Raw genomic sequence first — 22,048 nt, 5'->3', positions numbered from 1 at the left:
GCGCCCTCTCTTATTAAGCCGAGCGAGTTAGGCGCGTCTTATTAAGCCGAGCGAGTTAGGCGCGCTTCGCACCAAGCCCGTACCACGACGGCGGCCGGTCACCTATTTTGGTGGCCGGCCGCCGTCGTTATTCCCCCCCCGTCGATTGCTCCGTAACTGCCGTTATGACGCTCCAAAAGGGCGGGTACGGAGCAACCGATGAGGGTTAGTCGAGACCGCGGCGCTTCAGCAGCGGCTCCAGCCGGGCGTCGCGGCCGCGGAACGCCCGGAATGACTCCAGCGGGTCACGGCTGTTGCCACGGGAGAGCAGCTCGGCCCGGAAGAAGTCGCCGTTGGCCCGGGTGAGGCCGCCGTTGTCCTTGAACCATTCCACGGTCTCGGCGTCCAGTACTTCGCTCCAGATGTAGGAGTAGTAGCCCGCGGCGTAGCCGGCGCCGGCGAAGATGTGCTGGAAGTAGCCGGTGCGGTAGCGCGGCGGGATCAGGTGGTGCGCCACACCGGCCGCCGCCAGGGCCTTCGCCTCAAATTCGAGGACATCCCCGGGCACCTCGGAACCGTCCAGCACGTGCCAGGCGAGGTCCAGTAGGGCTGCACCCAGGTATTCCGTGGTCCCGAAGCCCTCGCCCCACAGCTGCGCGGCATCGAGCTTGTCCACCACCTCCTGCGGCAGTGCCTCGCCCGTGGCGTGGTGGCGTGCGTAGTTGGCCAGGACCTCCGGCCACATAATCCACATCTCGTTGACCTGCGAGGGGTACTCCACAAAGTCCCTCGGCACGGAGGTGCCGGCGAACCGGGGGTAGGTGACCGAGGAAAACAGGCCGTGCAGGGCGTGGCCGAACTCGTGGAACGTGGTGCGGAGCTCGTCCAGGGTCAGGAGCGTGGGCTCGCCGGCCGGCGGCTTGGAGATGTTGAGGTTGTTGATCACCACAGGCCGGGTGCCACGCAGCCCGGACTGCTCCACGAGGGAATTCATCCAGGTCCCGCCGCGCTTGGATTCGCGCGTGTAGTAGTCACCGAGGAACAGGCCCAGCCCGGTCCCGTCCGCGTTGCGGACTTCCCAGACCCGCACGTCGGGGTGGTAGCCGGCGAGGTCGGGGCGCTCGTGGAAGGTGATGCCGTACAGGGCATTGGCGGCAAAGAACACGCCGTCGTGCAGGACGCGGTCCAGCTCAAAGTACGGCCGCAGGGCCTGCTCGTCCACCGCGTAGCGCTCCCGTTTGACCTTCGCCGAGTAGTACGCCCAGTCCCAGGCTTCGAGGGGGTGGCCGGCCACCTCGGCCAGTGCTTCGGCCTCGGCGTCGGCGTTCCGGACAGCGGCCGGCGCGAGCCGGTTCATCATGGTCTGCACGGCGGCGAAGTCCGGTGCGGTCTGCTGGTCGACGACGAGTTCGGCGTAGTTGGCGAAGCCCAGCAGCGCAGCCTTCTCGGCGCGGAGCCGGACCATGTCCTTGACCAGGTCCTGGACATCGAGGGCGCTGCCGTCGCTCCCGCGGCCGATTGATGCCTCGTAGAGGCGGCGGCGGACGTCCCGGTTGTCCAGGGCGGCGAGGGCGGGCTGGTTGCTGGGCTGGATCAGCGTCAGCAGGTACTTGCCCTCGTGCCCGGCGGTGCGGGCGGCCTCCGCGGCGCTGGCGACGTCGTCCGCGGGCAGGCCAGCGAGCTCGGCGGCGTCGTCGAGCAGCAGTGAGGCGGCCTTCATCGCTTCCTTCACCCGCTGGCCGAATTCGGTGCCGAGCCGGGAGAGCTCGGCGTTGACGGCCTTCAGCCGCTCCTGGCCGGCGTCGTCGAGCTGGATGCCGGACTGGCGGAACTCCTTGAGGTACTCCTCCACCAGGCGCGCCGATTCGGCGTCGAGCTTGTCGGTGGGGGCGGCGGCGAACCGTTCGAACAGCGCCCGGTTCAGGTACACGGCGTCCTGGTGCGCCGAGAACCTCGGGGCCAGTGTGGTTTCAAGTTCCCGGATGGCGTCGGAGGCGTCGGCGGAAACGAGCGTGAAGAACGACGCGGCGGCGCGCTGCAGGAGCTGTCCCGAACGTTCCATGGCCAGCGCGGTGTTTTCAAAGGTGGCGGGCTCCGGAGTGTCCACGATTGCCTGGATCTCCGCGAGGTGCGCGGCCAGGCCGGCCTCCACGGCTTCCGCGTAGTGTTCGGCGGTGATGTCCGCGAACGGCGGCAGGCCGAACGGCAGGGGACTGGGGCTCATGAGGGGATTAGTCATGAAATGACTCTTTCATGTAAAGGGGTGGCCATCAACGGTCTGCTAAGCGTGTTGTGGCCCCCGCCGCCGTAGGATTGCGCCATGCGTACCAACACCTCCCGGCTGCGGGGACGGCTTCTTGCCGCCGCTGCATCGGTCTCCCTGATGGCCGCCGTGGCCTCCTGCGGCATCGGCGCCGGCCCGGACAGCAGCCCGTCGGGTTCTCCGGCCGCCGCCGGCGGCACCACCACCGGACCGGCCGCGGCCCAGACCCCGGACCCGGCGGCGCCGTCGTCGGGCACTCCGACCGCCACCCCGACGCCGACTCCGACCCCCGGGAAGGGGCCCGGCTGCGAGGCTGTCCGGTGCACGTCGGTGGTGGTCACCGGCGACATGCTGGTCCACGCCCAGCTCTGGGAACAGGCCCGCGCGGACGCGCTGGCGACGGGCGCCAAGGGACTGGATTTCGGGCCCCTGATTGAGGGCCAGCGCAAGTACATCGAGAAGAGCGACCTTGCGGTCTGCCACCAGGAGACGCCGGTGGCCGGACCGGCCGGGCCGTTCTCCGCCTACCCGTCATTCAACGTTCCGCCGCAGATTCTCACGGCAGCCCGGCAGGTGGGCTATCAGGTGTGCACCACCGCCAGCAACCACACGATTGACCGCGGCACCGCCGGGCTGGTCCGGACCCTGGACGCCCTGGACGCTGCGGGGCTGCAGCACACGGGTGCCTACCGGAGCGAAGTCGACTCGGAAGGCATCCTGATTGTGCCGACGGCGGCGGCGAAAATCGCGGTGATCAGTGCGACCTACGGCCTGAACGGGCAGGTCCCGGAGGCCGCCTGGCAGGTGGACATGCTTGACCCCGAGGTGATGATCGCCAAGGCGAAAAAGGCCCGGGAACTCGGTGCCGACATCGTGCTCGCCGCGATGCACGCCGGCGACGAATACTCCAGTGTCCCCAACGCCGAGCAGACATCGGTCGCGCACGCCCTCGCGGACAGCGGCCAGTTCACCATGATCTACAGCCACCACTCGCACTCGGTCCTGCCGATCGAGAAGTACAAGGGCACCTGGATTGTCTACGGACTGGGCAACGGGATCACCGAACTTTCGCCGAACTATGTGGTGAACAATGAAGGGCTGCTGGTCCGGGCCCAGTTCAGCCAAGACGACGCCGGCACCTGGACCGCCTCCGACCTGGCCTGGGCGCCGTCGGTGATGGTCCGCGGACCGTACCGCTGGTGCTCCGTGGCGTCCGATGCTCCGCAGGGCACCTGCGCCAGTGCCGCGGCAGACGCCGCCACCCGCAAGCGCACACAGACTGTAGTCGAGTCGATGGGGGCCGCGGCTGCGGGAGCCCACGAGCTGCTGATCACTACGGAACCGTAGCCCGTCCCGGACTGGAGGCTTTTCGTGGGCAGAGTATCGACGGCGGACCGGGAACCCCGGAAGGGGACCTTCGCCAACGGCATGGAGTATGTCACCTGGGGCAGCGGCTCCAAGACGCTCCTCTTCATCCAGGGCGGGCCGGGGAGCACGGTTCCCAAGGGAATGCTGCGGGGAATATACCGGCGCCAGTTCGATCTCTTTCTCCAGGCCGGCTACGCCGTCTGGGTTGTCACCCGCCGCCGGGGCATGCCGCCGGAGCACACCATCGCTGACATGGCGGACGACTACGCCCAACTGATCGCCGAGCAGTTCGGCGGGCGTGTGGACCTCGTTGTGGCGGAGTCGTTTGGCGGGATGGTGGGGCAGTACCTGGCCGCGCGGCATCCGGACGTCTTCGGCCACATCGCCCTGGTGGTCACCGCGGCTGAGCTGAGCGACTGGGGCAAGGACGTTGATGCCCGGATGGCCACGGCACTGGCGGCCGGAGACCCGCGCGGGGCCGGCACCATCTTCGCGGAGTACATGTTCCCGGGCCGGCGAACGTGGTGGTTGCGGCGGCTGATCGGGCCCATCATCACCCGCCGGCTCCTCAGTGGATCCGCCTTTCCCGCCCAGGACGTGCTCACCGAGGTAAAGGGGGAGATGACCTTCGATTCCCGGGCGGTGCTTCCGCTCATCCGGCGCCCCGTGCTGCTGATCTGCGGCACCACCGACCTGTTTTTCCGCCGGGACACCGCGGCGGAAACGGCCGGGCTGATCCCGGACTGCACCCTCGTCTGGTACGAGGGGAAAGGCCACTTCCGGGCCGCCTCCAGCGGGCGCATGGCCCGCGACGTGCTGGCCTATGCCGGCCGCAGCTGAAGCCGCCGGGCAACCGCGGGCTCCGGGCCCTAGGGCCGGGGCGCGTCCAGAGCCAGGGTCATAAAGACGCTGTTCGGGTCCTCCGTGTAGCCGACAAAGGGCGGGCAGATTTCGAATCTGTGCCGCCTGTACAGCCGGCGCGCCGGTTTGAAGAAGTCCTGGCTGCCGGTCTCAAGGTAGAGGCGGCCGTAACCGCCGCGCCGGGCCTCGTCCACGATGTGGTTCAGCAGCAGGGTGGCGACGCCCTGTCCCCGCGCGTGGGCGGCGGTGCGCATCGACTTGATCTCGCCTTGCTTGGCCCCGGACGCGCCGGTCCCGAGCTGTTTCAGCGCCCCGCACCCGAGCAGTTCACCGTCCTCGCGCGCCGTCCAGAAGCTGATCCCGGGCCCGGCAAGAGCCGCAGGATCCAGAGCGTGCACACTTTCCGCGGGCGACGTCGCGAACATGTCCGCGAGGTGCTCGGCCAGGAGCTGCCGGACGTCCGCCCGGCCGGGGTTGTCACGGTCAATCCGGATCAACGCGCGCTGCTCCTCTCCCGCGGTCGCCGGAAGCGCGCGGGGTCGCCGTATCGTTCCGGCGCGTCCGACGGTTTCCGGCGTTTTCGAGTCCGACGGCGGCTGACGGCTCACCGCGGGCGGCGGGCGGCGTGCTCGCGGGCGAGGACCGCGTAGGTGTCATCCAAGGCGCCGGGGGTGAAGCTGCCGTATTTGCGTTCGACGGCGGTCCGGATGAGGAAGTCCGCCAGTGCCGGGTTCTTCGGCAGCAGGGAGCCGTGCAGGTAGCTCGCCACGATGTTCCGGTAGCGGGCGCCTTCCTGCCCGTCGGCGCTGTTGTTGCCCGTGCCCTTGGCGGTGGTTCCCAGCGGTGACACGCCCGGGCCAAGGGTGGTCTGGCCGCTGTGGTTTTCATAGCCCAGGATTGTGCCGAACTCGGGGGAGGACACGGACACGTTGCCGATCAGCCGTTCGTCGGTGCCGTTGGTCTCCACGTCCAGGATGCCGATCCCCGGGATCACGGAACCCGTCCGGGTCTTGAAGAACTTGCCGAACAGCTGGTAGAGCCCGCAGATCACCAGCATGGGCGTGCCGTCCTCGGCCAGCTGCTTTAGCACGGTCTCGCGGGACAGCAGGTCATCCTGGATGACGAGCTGGCCGCTGTCCTGCCCGCCGCCGCCGACAATCAGGTCAACGTCGGCCGGGAACTCGTCGCCCACGTTGTACTCCAGCAGCTCCGGTGTGTAACCGTGCCAGCGCAGCCGCTGGGCCAGCACCAGGGCGTTGCCCCAGTCGCCGTAGATGTTCATGTCGCGCGGATACAGCTGCACGACCCGGATGGTTCCTTTGGAGGGCGCGGGGGATTCCTCCGGCGGGAGGACGTGCCCGAACGAAAGGCTGGAATCGGACTGGGGGGTCATGAGACCACCTCTACTGTGGTGATTTTGGACAGCTCGCGGCGGATCGCCAGCATGGCTGTGTAGGTGCAGAAAATCCGCTTCGGCTTGTCCCGTGCGCCGCTGATGAAGGCCGCCAGGGCCGGAGCGATCTCGGTGTCCACGGCCCCGATCGCCACGTCGTCATACTGCAGGCGGAGCGCCATGTCGTAGGCGCGGGAGCCGCTCAGCTGGTCCACGCCGCCGTCGCGGAGGGTGTCGAACTCAACATCCCACAGCCAGGACATGTCGCGGCCGTCGGCATAGTTGTCATTAATCGCGATCATCGTGGCGTAGCCGGCCGCCGGGAAGGACTTCAGACCCAGCCGGAAGCCGCTGGGATTCTTCACCAGCACCAGGTCCAGCGGCAGGCCGTCGACCACCAGGCTCTCGCCGCGGCCGAACGCCGGCGCCACCTGGGACAGCGCCTCCAGGAGCCCGGCGTTGTCCGCGCCTGTTTGTCCGGTCCCCGCGTCCTTGACCGCAATCGCCCGGGCCAGGGTCAGCGCGGCGGCGGCGTTGAAAATGTTGTACACGCCCCGGAGCTTCATCGCCGTCGTTGCCGTGACGCCGTCGTACTCAAAGTCGGCGTCCGCCGCGCCCACCCGGCGCAGCACGACGTCGGCGTGCGGCTTCGCGGGCGCCGCCGGCACCGGGCTGCCGGGGGCGGCGCGCAGCTCGTCGTCGTTCGGGAAGGTGCTCAGCAGCGAATCGTCCAGGCCGAAGTAACGGACCTCGGGGCCGGCGGCGGTGGCAGGGTTGAGCGTTTCCGCGATTCGGGCGACGCGCGGGTCCTCCCGGTTCAGGACCACGGTGCCCGTGGTCTTCGACGCAATGTGCTGCAGCAGCTGCGCCGTCTTATCGATCTCGCCGAAACGGTCCAGCTGGTCCCGGAGGACGTTGAGCAGCAGGCAGTAGCGTGGCGGCACCTGGTTCACGAAATGCACCGCGTGGGCCTCGTCCAGCTCCAGGACGGCGACGTCGGCGTCCAGCCGGCCGCGCCAGTCCACCTCGCCGAGCAAGGCCGCGGCCACGCCGCGGGTGAAGTTGCTGCCGGTCCGGTTTGTGAAGACCTTCAGGCCCTGGCTCTCCAGCAGTTCCACCACCATCTTCGTGGTGGTCGTCTTGCCGTTCGTACCGCTGACGACGGCGACGCCCAGCGGCAGCGTCGACAGTGTCCTCCGCATGAATCCGGGATCGATTTTTTCGACCACCAGCCCGGGAAGGGCCGAGCCTCCGCCCCTGAGCCGGGAGACCCGGCGAACGAACTTTCCGAGCGGAACGCTGAAGTAAAGCATGGTTTGTAATATATCCCAGCGGCGGCATGCAAGCCCGCCGGGCAGGGGCCCGGCATGCCTCACGGAGGGGCCGGGAGCACTATGCTGTTCGGATGACCAACCCCTCTTCCACGCCTGAATCCCGCGTGGGCTCAGGCCTGCGGATCGGCGTCCTGGCCCTCCAGGGTGACTTCCGCGAACACCTGCACGCGGTGGAAGACGCCGGCGCCACCGGCGTCGGCGTCCGCCGGCCGGCCGAACTCGACGGCCTGGACGGCCTCATTATTCCCGGCGGCGAATCAACCACCATCGACAAGCTCTCCCGGGCGTTCGGACTCCGCGACCCCCTGCGCCGCGGCATCCGTGACGGGCTGCCGGTCTACGGCTCCTGCGCCGGGATGATCCTCCTCGCAGACCAGATCACGGACCCCGCCAGGGACCTCGACGGCAACCCGCAGCAGACGTTCGGCGGCCTCGACATCACGGTGCGCCGCAATGCGTTCGGCCGGCAGCGCGAGTCCTTCGAAACGGACCTCGACTTCAAGGGCCTCGATTTCAGCGCCACCGGCAACGGTGTGGCACCCGTCCATGCGGTCTTCATCCGCGGACCATGGGTGGAGCGCGTCGGCGACGGCGTGGAGGTCCTCGCCGAAGTGGAGCCTTCCAAGGCATCCCACCCTGAGGCCCTGGCCGGGACGGCTAGAATTGTTGCTGTGCGTTCCGGAAAGCTGCTCGCCACCTCCTTCCACCCGGAAGTGACAGGGGAGAAGCGCGTGCATGAATTGTTTATTCGAATGATCAGAGGAGAAGCGTAAAGCATGTCAGGCCACTCCAAATGGGCGACGACCAAGCACAAGAAGGCCATCCTCGATAGCCGACGGGCAAAGTCGTTCGCCAAGCTGATCAAGAACATCGAAGTCGCCGCGCGCATGGGCGGCCCGGACCTCGCCGGCAACCCCAGCCTGGAACTCGCCGTCACCAAGGCCAAGAAGACGTCGGTCCCGGCCGACAACATCGACCGCGCCATCAAGCGCGGCGCCGGCCTCACCGGCGAAGTTGTTGACTACACGGAGATCATGTACGAATGCCGTGGGCCGCAGGGCTCGGCGCTGCTGATCGAGTGCCTCACGGACAACAAGAACCGGGCAGCCTCCGAGGTGCGCCTCGCCATCTCCCGCAACGGCGGCACCATCGCCGATCCCGGATCGGTCAGCTACCTGTTCTCCCGCAAGGGCGTGGTGTCGCTGCCGAAGAACGGCCTCAGCGAGGACGACGTCCTCATGGCCGTGCTCGACGCGGGCGCGGAGGAAGTCAAGGACAACGGCGACAGCTTCGAAATCCACTCCGAGCCGACCGACCTGCAGGCCATCCGCGAGGCGCTCAAGGAAGCCGGGATCGAGTACGACACCGACGAAGCCGAATTCGTGCCCTCCATGCAGGTGCCGCTGGATGTCGATGCCGCCAAGAAGTTCATGAAGCTGGTGGACGCCCTCGAAGAGCTCGACGACGTCCAGAACGTCTACAGCAACGCCGACCTCAGCGACGAAGTGCAGGCCGCACTGGAAGCAGAGTGACCCTTCGCGTCCTCGGCGTCGATCCGGGCCTCACCCGCTGCGGGATCGGCGTCGTGGACGTCGAGAAGAACCGACGTGCCACCATGGTGGCGTTCGGCGTCGTCGGTACCTCACCCGAGGAAAGCCTGGACCAGCGGCTCCTGGTCATCGCCACCTCGATCGACGACTGGCTGGACCGGCACGAACCCGACGTCCTCGCCGTCGAACGCGTCTTCTCGCAGCTGAACGTCAGCACCGTCATGGGCGTGGCGCAGGCGTCCGGCGTGGTGATCGCCGCCGCCGCGCGGCGCGGCATCCCGGTGGCACTGCACACGCCGTCGGAGGTTAAGGCCGCAGTCACCGGCAGCGGGACCTCCAACAAGGACGCCGTCACGAAGCTGGTCACCAAAATCCTTCGGCTCGACGCCCCGCCCCGGCCCGCAGACGCCGCCGACGCCCTCGCGCTGGCCATCACCCACGCCTGGCGGGCCGGCAGTGGCGCCTCCAGCACGTCCGCCACGCGGGCAGGCCTGCCGGCGCCGGGCGGGCAGTCCCTGACCCCCGCCCAGCGCGCCTGGGCGGACGCGGAAGCCAAAGCGCGGCGTGCCCGCTGAATATCCGCCGGTGCCGCCGCAGGGCTTGGTAGGGTATTCGTAGATATGTTCGGATAGCCGGTTGGGCCGGCACCGTTTATATAGACACCGTATATATAAACACCGTTTAAATAGACACTGTTTTAGATAGCTGTCTCAAATAGACACTGTTTTCAGTTGAATTGTCAGGAGCCCGGCTTGATCAGTTTTCTCCGCGGAACCGTTGCGCACGTCGGCCTGTCCTCCGCAGTGATCGACCTCAACGGCGCCGGCATGAGCGTCAACGCCACGCCGCAGACCCTCAGCAGGCTCCGCACCGGCGAAGAGGGCAAACTCTTCACGTCCCTGATCGTGCGGGAGGACTCCCTCACCCTTTTCGGGTTCGGCACAGATGATGAGCGCGAGGTCTTCGACGTCCTGCTGAGCGTCAGCGGGGTGGGACCCCGGCTGGCGCTGGCAGTCCTGGCGGTCCACGAGCCCGAGGCCATCCGCGTCGCCGCGCACTCCGGCGACGGGAAGGCCTTCACCAAGGTTCCCGGCATCGGGCCCAAGGTGGCCGGCCGGATTGTGCTGGAACTCGCCGGCAAGCTGGTGCCGCACGGTACCCCCGCCGGCACCGCGGCGCCGGAGGCATCCGCCGAGGCGGTCTGGAAGCCGCAGGTGGTTGCCGCCATGACCAGCCTTGGCTGGTCCGAGAAGGACGCCACGTCCAGCATCGACAAATCCCTCGCCGATTCACCGGGTCTGGCCGAGAAGGGCAATGTCGCCGAGATCCTGCGGGCCACGCTGCGCTGGCTGGGCCAGGACGGCGCCCGTGCCGGGAACAGGATAGGCGCCCGTGGCTGAGCCGTCCCTGGTCGGCGGGGGAGAGGAGCCGGAGGAGCGGGTTATCGAAGCCGCGCTCCGGCCCAAGAGCCTGCACGACTTCGTCGGCCAGCACCGGGTCCGGAAGCAGCTGTCCCTCGTCCTCGAGGCTTCCCGCATGCGCGGCCGCAGCGCCGACCATGTGCTGCTCTCCGGCCCGCCCGGCCTGGGAAAGACCACGCTGTCCATGATTATTGCGGCGGAGATGAATGCCCCGCTGCGGATCAGCAGCGGGCCCGCCATCCAGCATGCCGGGGACCTCGCGGCCATCCTGTCCTCCCTTTCCGAAGGTGAGGTCCTCTTCCTCGACGAGATCCACCGCATGTCCCGCCCGGCCGAGGAAATGCTCTACATGGCGATGGAGGACTTCCGGGTCGACATCGTGGTCGGCAAAGGCGCCGGGGCCACGGCCATCCCGCTTGAGCTGCCGCCGTTTACGCTGGTCGGTGCCACAACGCGCGCGGGCCTGCTGCCCGGGCCCCTCCGGGACCGCTTCGGCTTCACCGGACACCTCGAGTTCTATGCCGTGGCCGAACTGGAACTCGTGCTCCGGCGGTCCGCCGGCCTCCTGGACCTCAAGGTCAACTCCGCCGGGTTCAGCGAAATCGCGGGCCGCTCCCGCGGCACGCCCCGCATCGCCAACCGGCTTCTGCGCCGGGTCCGCGACTGGGCGCTGGTGCACGGGATCGAGCAGATCGACGCCAGGGCCGCGTCCGCAGCGCTGGACATGTATGAGGTGGACAAACGGGGCCTGGACCGGCTGGACCGCGCGGTACTCGATGCCCTCATCACCAAGTTCGGCGGCGGTCCTGTCGGCCTGTCCACCCTGGCCATCGCCGTCGGAGAAGAGACCGAAACGGTGGAAACCGTCGCCGAGCCGTATCTTGTCCGCGAGGGCCTGCTGGGCCGCACCCCCCGCGGGCGGATCGCACTCGCGCCGGCCTGGACGCACCTGGGCTTCGCCGTGCCGCCGGGGGTGTTCGCGCAGGACCCGCTGGAGCTCTTCCCGGCCGACGACGGCGATCCGGACACCGGTGCCGGACCGGGCCTTCATGCCGATCCGGAATGGATCCGTAATAGTCAATAGCACCGCTGCGCAACGTTTTCCCTTTAGACTGGTATGACGCTCGGCACGTTCGGGTCTTTGTCTCTGCGCGCGGCCAGCACCTGGCCGACGTCGGCGCGGCATCTTTGCCTGCCAGCCAGCCCGGAGCGAAGCGGACGTTGCTGTAAAACCAGCTACGCAAGTACAGAACGGAACTTTCCCTGTGTTCGGACTTATCTCTGCCCAGACCCAGCCGCAGGCCGGCGGCGGCATCGACATCATGACCATCCTGCTGTTCGCCATGCTCGGCGTCTTCATCTTCATGATGTTCCGCCGCAACAAGAAGACCCAGCAGCAGCAGGCGCAGCTCCAGTCGAAGTTTGCCCCGGGTGTCGAGGTCATGACGAGCTTTGGCCTGTTCGGCCGCATCGTCGAGATCGACGAGGAAGAGAACAAGGTCCTGCTGGAACTGTCCCCGGGCAACACCGCCACCGTGCACCGCCAGGCCGTCACCAAGATCGTCGAGCCCGTTGTCGCCGCCGAGGAGCCCACCGTGGTTCCCAACGACGCGTCCTCGCTGACCGCCGAGACGCCCGGCACCGCTGAGGGCACCGTCGCCGGTGGTACCGCCGGAACCGCCGGTACCACCGACAATACGGTCCCGCGCGTCGAGACGCCCGAAGAAACCATGCGCCGCCTCAACGACGAAGGCAAGAAAGACAGCTAGTCTGCCTGATTGAGCACCCCCGCGAAGTAACGGTTGCGGGCAACCGCCGGAACGGGCCGCACAGCCCGCACCGGCGGTTCCTCCGTAAATACTAGAAAGATCGACAATGGCACGAACTGGCCCCAAAAACACAGCCCTCCGGGTGCTGGTCTGGCTCGGCGTAATCCTCGCCGTCCTGACCGCCGTCCTGGCCGGCGGCACCATGGCCGGGCAGGCGAGCTGGGCTCCCAAGCTGGCCCTGGACCTTGAAGGCGGCACCCAGATGATCCTGGCGCCCAAGGTCGAGGGCGGTTCGGACATCACCGAAGAGCAGCTCAACCAGGCCGTGGCGATCATCCGCCAGCGCGTGGACGGCTCCGGCGTCGCCGAAGCCGAAATCAGCACGCAGTCCGGCCGCAACGTGGTCGTCAGCCTTCCGGGGACGCCGTCCAAGGAAACCCGCGCCCTGATCCAGGCCTCCGCCGACATGAACTTCCGGCCCGTCCTGCAGGCCGGTCCCGGCGCAGCCGTGCCCGAGGAGGCGCGGACCCCCGAGGACCAGCTGCCCAAGCCGACCGCCGAGCCCACCAACGGCAGTGACGTCAACTGGGTCACCCCCGAGATCTACAAGGAGTTCGAGGCCCTCGACTGCGATAACCCGTCGCAGGAGCAGCGGGAGCGTTCCGACCCGGCGAAGCCGCTGGTCACCTGCGAACCCGCATCCGCCAACACGCCGGCCATCAAGTACATCCTGGGCCCGGTTGAGGTCAAGGGATCGAACATCGCCGGTTCGTCCTTCCAGCTGCAGCGCGGTGCCCAGGGCGCCGTGACCAACGAGTGGGCTGTGAACATCCAGTTCAACGACGAAGGCACGGCCAAGTTCAAGGAAGTCACCGAGCGGCTGTACCAGTTCTTCATCGCGGGCGGCGGGGAGAGCGGGTCCGATCCCAAGGCGCAGTTCGCCATTGTCCTGGACGACCAGGTCATTTCCGCGCCGCGCTCCCTCGCAGTCATCACCGACGGCCGCCCGCAGATCACGGGCGGGTTCACCGAGGAATCCGCGAAGGCCCTCTCCGACCAGCTGCGCTTCGGCGCCCTGCCGATCAGCTTCGAGATCCAGAGCGAACAGCAGATCTCGGCAACCCTCGGCGGCGAGCAGCTCCGCATGGGCATGCTCGCGGGCCTGATCGGCCTGCTGCTGGTGGTGGTCTACTCGCTGGTGCAGTACCGGGCACTGGGCCTGGTCACCGTCGCCTCCCTGGTGATGGCCGGCGCGTTCACCTACCTGGCCATCGCAATCCTTGGCTGGACCGAGAACTACCGGCTCTCGCTGGCCGGCGTCGCGGGCATCATCGTAGCCATCGGCCAGACCGCGGACTCGTTCATTGTCTACTTCGAACGTATCCGCGATGAGCTCCGCGAGGGCCGCGGCCTCGTCTCCGCCGTCGAGAACGGCTGGAAGCGTGCCAAGCGGACGGTCCTGGCGTCCAAGGCCGTCAACCTGCTGGCCGCCGTCGTGCTGTACTTCGTGGCGGTGGGCAACGTGCGCGGCTTCGCGTTCACGCTGGGCCTGACGGCCATTGCCGACCTGATCGTCGTCTTTATGTTCACGCACCCGACCCTGCAGCTGCTGGCCCGCACCAAGTTCTTCGGTGAAGGCCACCCGCTCTCCGGGCTGGACCCGAAGAGCCTCGGCGCGGTGCCCCTGTACCGGGGTGCGGGACGGTTCCGCACGCCTGCCGACAAGCCGGCCATGGCAGCTTCGCTCCGCGCCAAGAACACCGGCGCCGCGGCCGAGGCCGAACGCCGGATGACCATTGCAGAACGACGCCTCGCGGAACGGCAGGACCAGCTTGCCGGGTCTTCCAAGAGCGTGTCCAAGGAGGGCAACTAAATGGCCACCAGCTTCGCCAATTTCGGCAACGAGCTCTACACGGGCAAGCGCTCGTACGACTTCGTCGGATCCAAGAAAATCTGGTTCCTGATCGCGGCCGTCCTGGTTGCACTTTCGATCCTGCTGCCCGTCGTCAAGGGCGGCTTCAACCTCGGGATTGAATTCCGGGGCGGCTCTGAATTCACGGTCTCCAACGTGCAGACCACGGACCCGGCCCTCGGCGAGAAGGCCGTCGAGGACGTCGTCGCCGGCAGCGTGCCCCGCGTGGCCAACGTCGCGGGCAACACGATGCGGATCCAGACGGACAAGCTCACCGAGGACGAGACGCTCCAGATCAAGGCCGGACTCACCGAAGCCTACGGTGTGACGGACAACGAGGTGACCTCCACGTTCATCGGCCCCACCTGGGGCGCGGACGTCACCAAGCAGGCCCTGCTGGGCCTGGCGATCTTCGTCGCGCTGGCCGCCGTGCTGATGGCGCTGTATTTCCGCACGTGGAAGATGTCGCTCTCGGCCATCGTGGGCATGCTCGTGACGATGTTCATCACGGCCGGTGTCTACGCGCTCAGCGACTTTGAGGTCACGCCGTCGGCGATCATCGGCTTCCTCACCGTGCTGAGTTACTCGCTGTACGACACCGTGGTGGTCTTCGACAAGATCCGTGAGAACACCGCGGACCTGCAGGCCTCCACCCGGCGGACGTTCAGCGAGGAAGTCAACCTGGCCGTCAACCAGACCCTGGTCCGCTCCATCAACACGATGATGGTGGCCATCCTTCCGGTCGGCGCCATCCTCTTCATCGGCGCCGGGCTCCTGGGTGCCGGAACGCTGCGGGACCTCTCCCTGGCCCTGTTCGTCGGGATCCTGATCGGCACGGCGGCCACCATCTTCATCGCGGCGCCGCTCTACGCCTGGCTGCGCCAGGGCGAACCGGAACTGGTCAAGCAGGCCGAGCGGGTGCACCAGCGCCGCGCCCATGCCGCCAAGACCGGCGCCCCGGCAGAACCGGCCACGGCCTAGCCGCACCGGACTGCAGCACCGGACTGACTGAAGGGCCTGCCCGCCGGGCGGCCAAGCAGTTACCCACGGGCCGGAGAACGTCATTCGTGACGCTCTCCGGCCCGTTGCCGTACAACGGCCGGTTATCGAAGTATCCTGCTGCGGGAATAGACTGGAAGAATTAACAGGTTCGGAGAGGTGCTCCATTGGAAGAACGTTCGACGCCGGCGCCAGCAGCGCCGGTGGATAAGGCTCCAGGCCAGGGTACGCAGACTGGTGTGGTGGCTCCCGGACGCGCCGATGTGCCGGTGCCGGTGGACAGCTCGGGCGCACGCCCCACGTTCCCCGGCCGGCGCGAACGCACCCGCTCCCGGCTCGCCCGCCTGACCGGGCGCGGTGCCCCCGCCTATTCACCCATCCTCGAGCCATTGCTGCGGACTGTGCGGGCCAACAACCCCAAAGAGGACTTCGACCTCATCCAGCGCGCCTTCGTCGTAGCCGAGCGCTGCCATCGCGGCCAGAAGCGCAAGAGCGGCGATCCCTACATCACACATCCGGTGGCCGTGGCCACCATCCTGGCCGAACTGGGGCTCAGCGGAACCACCCTCGCTGCGGCCCTCCTGCACGACACCGTGGAGGACACCTCCTACACCCTGGATGACCTGAAGGCCGAGTTTGGGCCGGAAGTCGCCATGCTGGTGGACGGGGTGACCAAGCTGGACAAAGTCAGCTTCGGTGAGGCCGCGCAGTCGGAAACTGTCCGCAAAATGGTTGTGGCCATGGCCAAGGACATCCGGGTCCTGATGATCAAGCTTGCCGACCGGCTGCACAACGCCAGGACCTGGCGCTTCGTCTCGGCCGAGTCCTCGGCGCGCAAGGCCCGGGAAACCCTGGAAATCTTTGCCCCGCTGGCGCACCGGCTCGGCATGAACACCATCAAGTGGGAGCTCGAAGACCTCTCCTTCGCCGCCCTGTACCCCAAGGTCTACGAGGAGATCGTCCGCATGGTGGGGGACCGGACCCCCGAGCGCGAAAAGAACCTCTCGGTGATCCGCAACCAGATCACCGAAGACCTGCGCGAAGCCAGGATCAAAGCCACCATCACGGGCCGGCCCAAGCACTACTACTCGATTTACCAGAAGATGATTGTCCGCGACAAGGACTTCGACGACATCAACGACCTGATGGGCGTCCGGGTCCTGGTGGACTCGGTCCGGGACTGTTACGCCGCTCTCGGCGCCATGCATTCGCGCTGGAACCCCCTCCCCGGGCGGTTCAAGGACTACATCGCGATGCCCAAGTTCAACATGTACCAGTCGCTGCACACCACGGTGATCGGCCCGGGCGGCAAGCCCGTGGAGATCCAGATCCGCACGCATGAGATGCACCGCCGCGCGGAGTACGGCGTCGCGGCGCACTGGAAGTACAAGGACCAGCCCAACCGCACGGCCGCCGGTCCCGGCAGCCCGCGCGACGGCGACATGGGCTGGCTCCGGTCCCTGGTGGACTGGCAGCAGGAAACCTCCGATCCCGGCGAGTTCCTCGATTCACTGCGCTTTGAGATCAACGCGCGGGAAGTGTTCGTGTTTACGCCCAAGGGCGAGGTCATGGCCCTGCCCGCCGGGTCCACGCCGGTGGACTTCGCCTACGCCGTCCACACCGAGGTGGGCCACCGGACCATCGGTGCCCGGGTCAACGGGAAGCTGGTTCCGCTCAACAGCGAACTCAACCACGGCGACTGGGTGGAGATCTTCACCTCCAAGGCGGAAGGCGCCGGGCCCAGCCAGGACTGGCAGCACTTCGTCAAGAGCGCGCGTGCCCGGAACAAGATCAGGCAGTGGTTCAGCAAGGAACGCCGCGAGGAATCGATCGACCGCGGCAAGGACCTGCTGACGAAGGCCATGCGCAAGCAGAACCTTCCGCTGCAGCGCCTCATGACCCACGATGCGCTGGCCGCAGTGGCCGAGGACTTCAAGTACGTCGACATCTCCGGACTCTATGCCGGGGTGGGGGACGGGCACACCTCCGCCCAGTCCGTCATGGAACGCCTCGTGGAAAGCCTGGGCGGCAACGATACGCCCGAGGACGACCTCACCGAGGTGTCCATCCCCACGCAGGTCACCAAGGCCCGTTACTCCGATTCCGGTGTTGTGGTGCGCGGTGTGGACGACGTGTGGGTCAAGCTGGCGCGGTGCTGCACGCCGGTCCCGCCGGACCCGATCCTGGGCTTCGTCACCCGCGGATCCGGGGTGTCCGTGCACCGGACGGACTGCACCAACGTCAGCGGGCTGCTGGAGCAGCCGGACCGCATCGTCGAGGTCGAATGGGCGCCGACGCAGTCAAGCGTCTTCCTGGTCGAGATCCAGGTCGAGGCGCTCGACCGGAAGTCCCTGCTCTCGGACGTGACCCGAATCCTGTCGGAAAACCACGTCAACATCCTGGCTGCGAGCGTGCACACCTCCACGGACCGGGTGGCGATCTCCAAGTTCGCGTTTGAGATGGGCGACCCCAAGTACCTGAGCCACGTGTTGAGCGCGGTCCGTCGCATCGATGGTGTCTTTGACGTCTACCGCACTACGGGCAACCGCAGGCGCAGCTGAGCGGCACCGGGCACGAGGGCCGCGCCCCTGCTCACGGACGCGGCTGCCGGGGCAAGGTGAGGATCTCGGCCCCGTCGCCGGTGATGGCGATGGTGTGCTCGCTGTGTGCTGTCCGGCAGCCGGTTGCACTGCGGAGGGTCCACCCGTCGGCGTCCGTGACCAGCTCGGCGGTGTCCGCCATGACCCACGGTTCCAGCGCCAGCAGCAGCCCGGGGCGGAGTTTGTATCCGCGGCCGGGGCGCCCGGTGTTGGGGACGTGCGGGTCCTGGTGCATCGTTGATCCGATGCCATGTCCGCCAAACTCCGTGTTGATGGCGTAGCCCGCCTCGCTGAGGACGGAGCCGATGGCATGGGAGATGTCGCCGATGCGGGCTCCGGGGCCTGCTGCGGCGATCCCTGCGGCCAACGCGCGCTCGGTGGCGCTGATCATCGCGGTGCTCTCCGGAGGTTGTGAGCTGCCAACGATGAAGCTGATGGCTGAGTCCGCCGCGACGCCGCCTTTGGCCACAGCGAGGTCGAGTGTCAGCAGGTCGCCGTCGGCAAGCGTGTAGTCGCGTGGCAGCCCGTGGAGAACGGCGTCGTTGACGCCCGTGCAGATGTAGTGGCCGAAGGGCCCGCGTCCGAAGGACGGGGCGTAGTCGACGTAGCAGGACTGCGCCCCGGCTTCTACAATCATCGCCTGTGCCCAGCGGTCGATATCCAGGAGGTTGGTGCCGACCGTGCTGCGGTTTTTCAGGGTCTGCAGAATGTCAGCGACGAGGGCGCCGGCCTCCCTTGCCCGGGCCAGTTCGGTGGGGTTCAGAATCTCGATCATGTGGCGCCTTCTTTCAGTATCCAATAACTATACCGGCCATATTATCCCGGTAATAGAATTGGAAGCATGGTCAGATTGCCGCTCACACCCTCCGAAGTCGAGCGCGGAGAACGCCTCGGTGCCCTGCTGCGCCACGCCAGGGGAGATCGCCCGATGCTGGAGATCGCGCTGAGCGCAGGTGTCTCACCGGAGACCCTCCGGAAGATCGAAACGGGCCGGGTGGCCACCCCGGCCTTTCCGACCATCGCCGCGATCGCGGGTGTCCTCGGCTTGTCGCTCGATGCGGTGTGGGCCGAGATCAACGGGGCCGAACGTGCTCCTGAACGGGCTGCTGAACTGGCCGGTACCGGCCACGGCCCGCGCGGGCGTCTGGCCTCCTGAGGCGGGGCGCCCGGGCCCGTGCGCGGCTGGCGCTGCGATGCTACGGCGACGGGCCGGCCCGGAGGCTGTCGAGTTTCGCCAGGGCCGCCTTCTTGTGCGGCATCTTGGGTGTAGCCTCGACGGCCAGCAGGAGCAGCCGCAGGCGCAGGCCCAGTTCGGGCTGGGCCAGAAGTGCCCGGAGTGCGGGCACGGCCCGCTCGGCGTCCACGTGCAGCGCTATGTCCACGGAGGTCCGCAGCGGGCTGGTCACCATCAGTCCGCCAAGGCTTACGACGTCGTAGGCGCCCAGACGCACTTCATGAAGGGTGCAGCCCCGGGCGGACCTGAGGCTGGAGATGCGCCGTTTTGCGTCCACCAGGAGGGCCAGGCGGTCCGGCTCCGGGGCGCAGCCGAATATCCAGGCGGCCGTCATCCGTCCGGCGACCACCCGCTGCCGGACGGCCGGACGGATCAGGCCCGCGGCGGCCCGGGCGCGGAGGTGCGGGGTGGGACGGGTGCCCGGCGCCAGGTATCCGCACTCGTTGAGCCGTGTGAGCACACCATCGGAGGCCATGGCCTGGAGTTCCGGCCACGTGAAAAGGTGCCCGGGGGAGTACAGTTCGGGGCCGGACGGAACCGGCGGGGCGGGAGGGCCGGAAGCTGGGACCATGCCGCCATCCTGTCCCGACCCAGAGCAAGCGAACAGGCCCCGCCCCGGTCATGTGGATAACCGGTGCGGGGCCTGCTGTGTGTGGTGCCTGGGCTAGGAGAGTTCGCTCGCCGACTTCTCGAGCTGTTCCAGCCAGGCCTCGCGGGCTTCGAGTGCTTCCTTGGCGGCCTGGATCTTGCGCTGGTCGCCGGCCTTCTCTGCCTTGGCCAGATCGTCGCGGAGGCCCGCGATGGCGGACTCCAGCTGCGTCAGGGCGCTGTTGGTGCGTGCCTTCGTCTCCGGGTTGGACCGCTTCCAGTTCTCGTCCTCGGCCTGGCGTACGGCGTCTTCGACCTTCCGCAGCCCTGCTTCGACGCGGCCCATGTCGGCGCGGGGCACCTTGCCGGCTTCTTCCCAGCGGTCGCGGATGGACTGCAGCGACTTCTTGGCGGCAGCGAGGTCCTTGATGGGGAGGAGCTCGTTGGCTTCCACCAGGAGGGCTTCCTTCACTACAAGGTTGGCGCCGTACTCCTGGTCGATCTCGTCGTTGGCTGCCTGCCGGTTGGTGAAGAAGACATCCTGGGCCGCACGGAACCGCGCCCAGAGGGCGTCGTCGTCCTTGCGGCTGGCGCGCGGTGACGCCTTCCACTGGTCCATCAGGCGGCGGTACTCGCCGGCGGCGAACCCCCAGTCGGTCGACGAGGACAGTGCCTCGGCCTCCGTGATCAGCTTCTCCTTGGCAGCCTTGGCTGCCGAGTTGTTGCTGTCCAGCTGGGAGAAGTACGCGCGGCGGTGGCGGTCGAACACCGTGCGGGCTGCACGGAACCGCTTCCAGAGCGCGTCTTCGTTGCTGCGCCCAAGCCGGACGCCGCTCTTCTGCGCGGTCTTCCAGCTCTCGAAGAGTTCGTTCATGCGGGCGCTGGAGGTCTTCCACTGGATCTGTGCCGGGTCATGGCCGGCGATCTCCTCTGCCTCGGCCACGATGGCTTCACGGGCCGCCAGTTCGGCGGCGCGCACGGCCTCGTGTTCGGCCTTCTCAGCCTTTTCCAGCGCGGTGATCTGCTGGGCGAGCGTGTCCAGGCGGGCCTCGGCGGAGCGGATATCGCCCACCATGTTCCGCTCGGCCAGCAGCTCGCGCAGGTGCGTGACGGTCTTCTGCATGTCTGTGGTGGGCGCCTTGGAGCTCACGCGCTGTTCCAGCAGAAGGATCTGGGCGGCGACGTCGTCGTACTTCCGGGCGAAGTAGCCCAGGGCTTCGTCGTCGCTGACGCCGGGATACTGGCCCACGGGGTGCTCTTCGCCGTCGACGGTCAGGAACACATGGCCGTCGCCTTCGACGCGGCCCCAGCGTGCGGCCTCGGCCAGCGAAGCGGCGGAGGAAACGGCCGCGGGCACGGCAGCCGGGGCTGCCGGTGAGGGCTTGGACTTCGGCCGGGCAGCAAATGCTGCCGGGGACGGTGCGGGGCGGGGTGCGGCGGGAGCTGGCGCAGCAGCGTCCTCGGCAGCCGCCGGTGCAGCGTCCTCGGCAGGAGCCTCGGCAGCCGCCGGTGCAGCTTCCTCTGCAGCCGCCGGTGCAGCTTTCTCGGCCTCCGCGGCCTGCCCGGTCGCCGCTTCCGGCGCCGTGTCTGTGGGGGTGTCGGTTGCCTCGGCTGTCACCGAAGCCGGGGCTTCGGTTTCGCCGGCAGCTGCTGCTGACACTGTTTCGTCGGATTTCTGACTGTCTGTCACCGCTAGAAGTCTTTCGCTTGGAGGGAAATACCGGGGCCGTGGCCTCTGGGACAACGGCTGGTTACTTCAGAGAGAACGAGTCTATCGTGACTGGTTCCGCGGGGGCGCCGTCTGTGGCGTTATCACCCGGTTTTAGTCCGGCGGCCGCGATAGTGGACACCACGTCCAGGCCCGAGGTCACCTTGCCCACCACCGTGTAGCCGCCGGCGGCATCGGCCGGAATGACGGTGTCTTTGTACACGATGAAGAACTGGGTGCCGTTGCTGTAGGCATTGCCGCCGCTGCGGGCCACCGCAATGGTGCCGGCGGGGTAGTTGTTGTCCTGCGGCGTGTTTTCCAGCGGGCCCCACGTGAAGCTGGGGTCGCTGCTGCCGTCGCCGGCCTTGGACCCGCACTGCAGCACACCGAACGTCTCGCCCGTGGTGAGCCGGTGGCAGCTCAGCCCCGCGTAGAAGTTCTGGTCCGCGAGGGACTTGAAGACGGCGGCCGCCTGGGGCGCTGACGTACCGTCCAGTTGGACGCCGAGAGGGCTGCCGTTCAGCGTGAGTTCGCCGGTGAAGGTCTGCCCCGCGGCCGTCTCGGGCTTGGGGATGTTCTCGCCGTTCGTGGGGGAGGCCGACGGCGTGGGGGACGGGGTGGTCAGTCCGGCCTGGGCGGCGGCGTACTCATCCTCGGTGGGGTTGGAGGAAAACACCGTCAGCTGGAGCACCAGGGCAAGGACCACCGCGGCCGTTCCTGCGCTGATGGCCAGGACGTTGTCGCGCTTGCGGCGCTTGTCCTGTTCCTTGCGCAGCTCGCGCTTCGCCTCCATCTGCTGGACGCGCCGCCTGGCTTCGCGGGCGCTCCGTGAACTGGCCGCCAAAAGTCCTCCTGGGTGTAGGGCCGAAACCGGGCCGCGCCGGGGCGCCGTCGCGGTTTCAGCGGTCATGCTGCCGGCAATCCGGCGGTACCCTTCCGCATTAGAAGTTGCGGCCGGGGAACGCATAAACTGACTGCCGCACACAGTTTATGCATGACCGGCCGCTCTGCTGCCTATCTGATCCCCGTTTCGGACGCCCCGTTTTGGCCGCAACGCGGCGCAGGAGGC

Annotated in this window: 20 protein-coding genes; 12 read left to right on the top strand and 8 right to left on the bottom strand. The window is 67.7% G+C overall.

The window, feature by feature from the left end:
* Nucleotides 1–205 precede the first annotated feature (205 nt).
* On the bottom strand, nucleotides 206–2,218 hold the full coding sequence (locus ACTWQD_RS08480) for a M3 family metallopeptidase (protein WP_443195710.1): 2,013 nt from the start codon (nucleotides 2,216–2,218) through the stop codon (nucleotides 206–208).
* Nucleotides 2,219–2,299: 81 nt separating this feature from the next.
* On the opposite strand from ACTWQD_RS08480, the gene ACTWQD_RS08475 reads away from it, so the two are divergent.
* Both ACTWQD_RS08475 and ACTWQD_RS08470 read left to right on the top strand, forming a co-directional pair.
* Nucleotides 2,300–3,589: a CapA family protein gene (locus tag ACTWQD_RS08475; protein ID WP_443195709.1), complete on the top strand. Its 1,290-nt coding sequence runs from the start codon at nucleotides 2,300–2,302 to the stop codon at nucleotides 3,587–3,589.
* 24 nt (nucleotides 3,590–3,613) lie between these two features.
* Nucleotides 3,614–4,450 (top strand): alpha/beta fold hydrolase, encoded by an 837-nt coding sequence (locus tag ACTWQD_RS08470; RefSeq protein ID WP_443195708.1) that lies wholly within the window; start codon nucleotides 3,614–3,616, stop codon nucleotides 4,448–4,450.
* A 29-nt stretch (nucleotides 4,451–4,479) separates the two neighbouring features.
* Here the strand turns inward: ACTWQD_RS08470 and ACTWQD_RS08465 are convergent, their stop codons facing one another.
* The 3 genes from ACTWQD_RS08465 to ACTWQD_RS08455 all read right to left on the bottom strand — a co-directional run bounded on the left by ACTWQD_RS08465 (nucleotide 4,480) and on the right by ACTWQD_RS08455 (nucleotide 7,177).
* On the bottom strand, nucleotides 4,480–4,968 hold the full coding sequence (locus ACTWQD_RS08465; RefSeq protein WP_443195707.1) for a GNAT family N-acetyltransferase: 489 nt from the start codon (nucleotides 4,966–4,968) through the stop codon (nucleotides 4,480–4,482).
* Between the two features lie 107 nt (nucleotides 4,969–5,075).
* On the bottom strand, nucleotides 5,076–5,864 hold the full coding sequence (locus ACTWQD_RS08460; RefSeq protein ID WP_443195706.1) for a type 1 glutamine amidotransferase: 789 nt from the start codon (nucleotides 5,862–5,864) through the stop codon (nucleotides 5,076–5,078).
* Complete coding sequence (locus ACTWQD_RS08455; RefSeq protein ID WP_443195705.1) at nucleotides 5,861–7,177, bottom strand: MurT ligase domain-containing protein; 1,317 nt, start codon at nucleotides 7,175–7,177, stop codon at nucleotides 5,861–5,863. Before ACTWQD_RS08455 ends, ACTWQD_RS08460 begins: the two co-directional genes overlap by 4 nt.
* A gap of 92 nt (nucleotides 7,178–7,269) precedes the next feature.
* On the opposite strand from ACTWQD_RS08455, the gene pdxT reads away from it, so the two are divergent.
* From pdxT to ACTWQD_RS08410, 9 genes are all read left to right on the top strand, one after another.
* Nucleotides 7,270–7,971 carry a pyridoxal 5'-phosphate synthase glutaminase subunit PdxT gene (pdxT, locus tag ACTWQD_RS08450; protein WP_443195704.1) on the top strand — a complete coding sequence of 234 codons (702 nt, stop codon included), beginning with the start codon at nucleotides 7,270–7,272 and terminating at the stop codon, nucleotides 7,969–7,971.
* Between the two features lie 3 nt (nucleotides 7,972–7,974).
* The gene (locus tag ACTWQD_RS08445) at nucleotides 7,975–8,730 is read left to right on the top strand and encodes a YebC/PmpR family DNA-binding transcriptional regulator (RefSeq protein WP_066437608.1); all 756 of its coding nucleotides are present in this window, start codon (nucleotides 7,975–7,977) and stop codon (nucleotides 8,728–8,730) included.
* Nucleotides 8,727–9,323 carry a crossover junction endodeoxyribonuclease RuvC gene (gene ruvC / locus ACTWQD_RS08440; RefSeq protein WP_443195703.1) on the top strand — a complete coding sequence of 199 codons (597 nt, stop codon included), beginning with the start codon at nucleotides 8,727–8,729 and terminating at the stop codon, nucleotides 9,321–9,323. Before ACTWQD_RS08445 ends, ruvC begins: the two co-directional genes overlap by 4 nt.
* A 177-nt stretch (nucleotides 9,324–9,500) precedes the next feature.
* Entirely contained in the window at nucleotides 9,501–10,148 is a 648-nt protein-coding gene (gene ruvA / locus ACTWQD_RS08435; protein ID WP_443195702.1) for a Holliday junction branch migration protein RuvA, read from the top strand.
* A complete protein-coding gene (gene ruvB / locus ACTWQD_RS08430; RefSeq protein WP_443195701.1) occupies nucleotides 10,141–11,253 on the top strand; it encodes a Holliday junction branch migration DNA helicase RuvB in 1,113 nt (370 codons plus the stop codon). The genes ruvA and ruvB overlap by 8 nt, the downstream gene beginning before the upstream one ends.
* Before the next feature lie 238 nt (nucleotides 11,254–11,491).
* The gene (gene yajC, locus ACTWQD_RS08425; protein ID WP_443195879.1) at nucleotides 11,492–11,938 is read left to right on the top strand and encodes a preprotein translocase subunit YajC; all 447 of its coding nucleotides are present in this window, start codon (nucleotides 11,492–11,494) and stop codon (nucleotides 11,936–11,938) included.
* A gap of 106 nt (nucleotides 11,939–12,044) precedes the next feature.
* A complete protein-coding gene (secD, locus tag ACTWQD_RS08420) occupies nucleotides 12,045–13,811 on the top strand; it encodes a protein translocase subunit SecD (protein ID WP_443195700.1) in 1,767 nt (588 codons plus the stop codon).
* A complete protein-coding gene (gene secF, locus ACTWQD_RS08415; protein WP_443195699.1) occupies nucleotides 13,812–14,831 on the top strand; it encodes a protein translocase subunit SecF in 1,020 nt (339 codons plus the stop codon). It begins immediately after the preceding gene.
* Nucleotides 14,832–15,016: 185 nt separating this feature from the next.
* On the top strand, nucleotides 15,017–17,410 hold the full coding sequence (locus ACTWQD_RS08410; RefSeq protein ID WP_443195698.1) for a RelA/SpoT family protein: 2,394 nt from the start codon (nucleotides 15,017–15,019) through the stop codon (nucleotides 17,408–17,410).
* A 31-nt stretch (nucleotides 17,411–17,441) separates the two neighbouring features.
* Here the strand turns inward: ACTWQD_RS08410 and map are convergent, their stop codons facing one another.
* The gene (map, locus tag ACTWQD_RS08405; protein ID WP_443195697.1) at nucleotides 17,442–18,224 is read right to left on the bottom strand and encodes a type I methionyl aminopeptidase; all 783 of its coding nucleotides are present in this window, start codon (nucleotides 18,222–18,224) and stop codon (nucleotides 17,442–17,444) included.
* Nucleotides 18,225–18,290: 66 nt separating this feature from the next.
* On the opposite strand from map, the gene ACTWQD_RS08400 reads away from it, so the two are divergent.
* The gene (locus ACTWQD_RS08400; protein ID WP_443195696.1) at nucleotides 18,291–18,605 is read left to right on the top strand and encodes a helix-turn-helix domain-containing protein; all 315 of its coding nucleotides are present in this window, start codon (nucleotides 18,291–18,293) and stop codon (nucleotides 18,603–18,605) included.
* 40 nt (nucleotides 18,606–18,645) lie between these two features.
* Here ACTWQD_RS08400 and ACTWQD_RS08395 read toward each other — a convergent pair whose 3' ends face one another.
* The 3 genes from ACTWQD_RS08395 to ACTWQD_RS08385 form a co-directional block, all read right to left on the bottom strand.
* Nucleotides 18,646–19,254 carry a hypothetical protein gene (locus tag ACTWQD_RS08395; protein ID WP_443195695.1) on the bottom strand — a complete coding sequence of 203 codons (609 nt, stop codon included), beginning with the start codon at nucleotides 19,252–19,254 and terminating at the stop codon, nucleotides 18,646–18,648.
* A gap of 93 nt (nucleotides 19,255–19,347) precedes the next feature.
* Nucleotides 19,348–20,961: a DUF349 domain-containing protein gene (locus tag ACTWQD_RS08390; RefSeq protein WP_443195694.1), complete on the bottom strand. Its 1,614-nt coding sequence runs from the start codon at nucleotides 20,959–20,961 to the stop codon at nucleotides 19,348–19,350.
* Between the two features lie 61 nt (nucleotides 20,962–21,022).
* Nucleotides 21,023–21,823 (bottom strand): peptidylprolyl isomerase, encoded by an 801-nt coding sequence (locus ACTWQD_RS08385; protein ID WP_443195693.1) that lies wholly within the window; start codon nucleotides 21,821–21,823, stop codon nucleotides 21,023–21,025.
* Between the last annotated feature and the right edge of the window lie 225 nt (nucleotides 21,824–22,048).

Source organism: Pseudarthrobacter sp. 1C304 (assembly GCF_052245515.1).
Taxonomy (GTDB): Bacteria; Actinomycetota; Actinomycetes; order Actinomycetales; family Micrococcaceae; genus Arthrobacter.
Note: the sequence above shows the minus strand (reverse complement) of the source record. Positions and strands in the feature narration are given on the sequence as shown.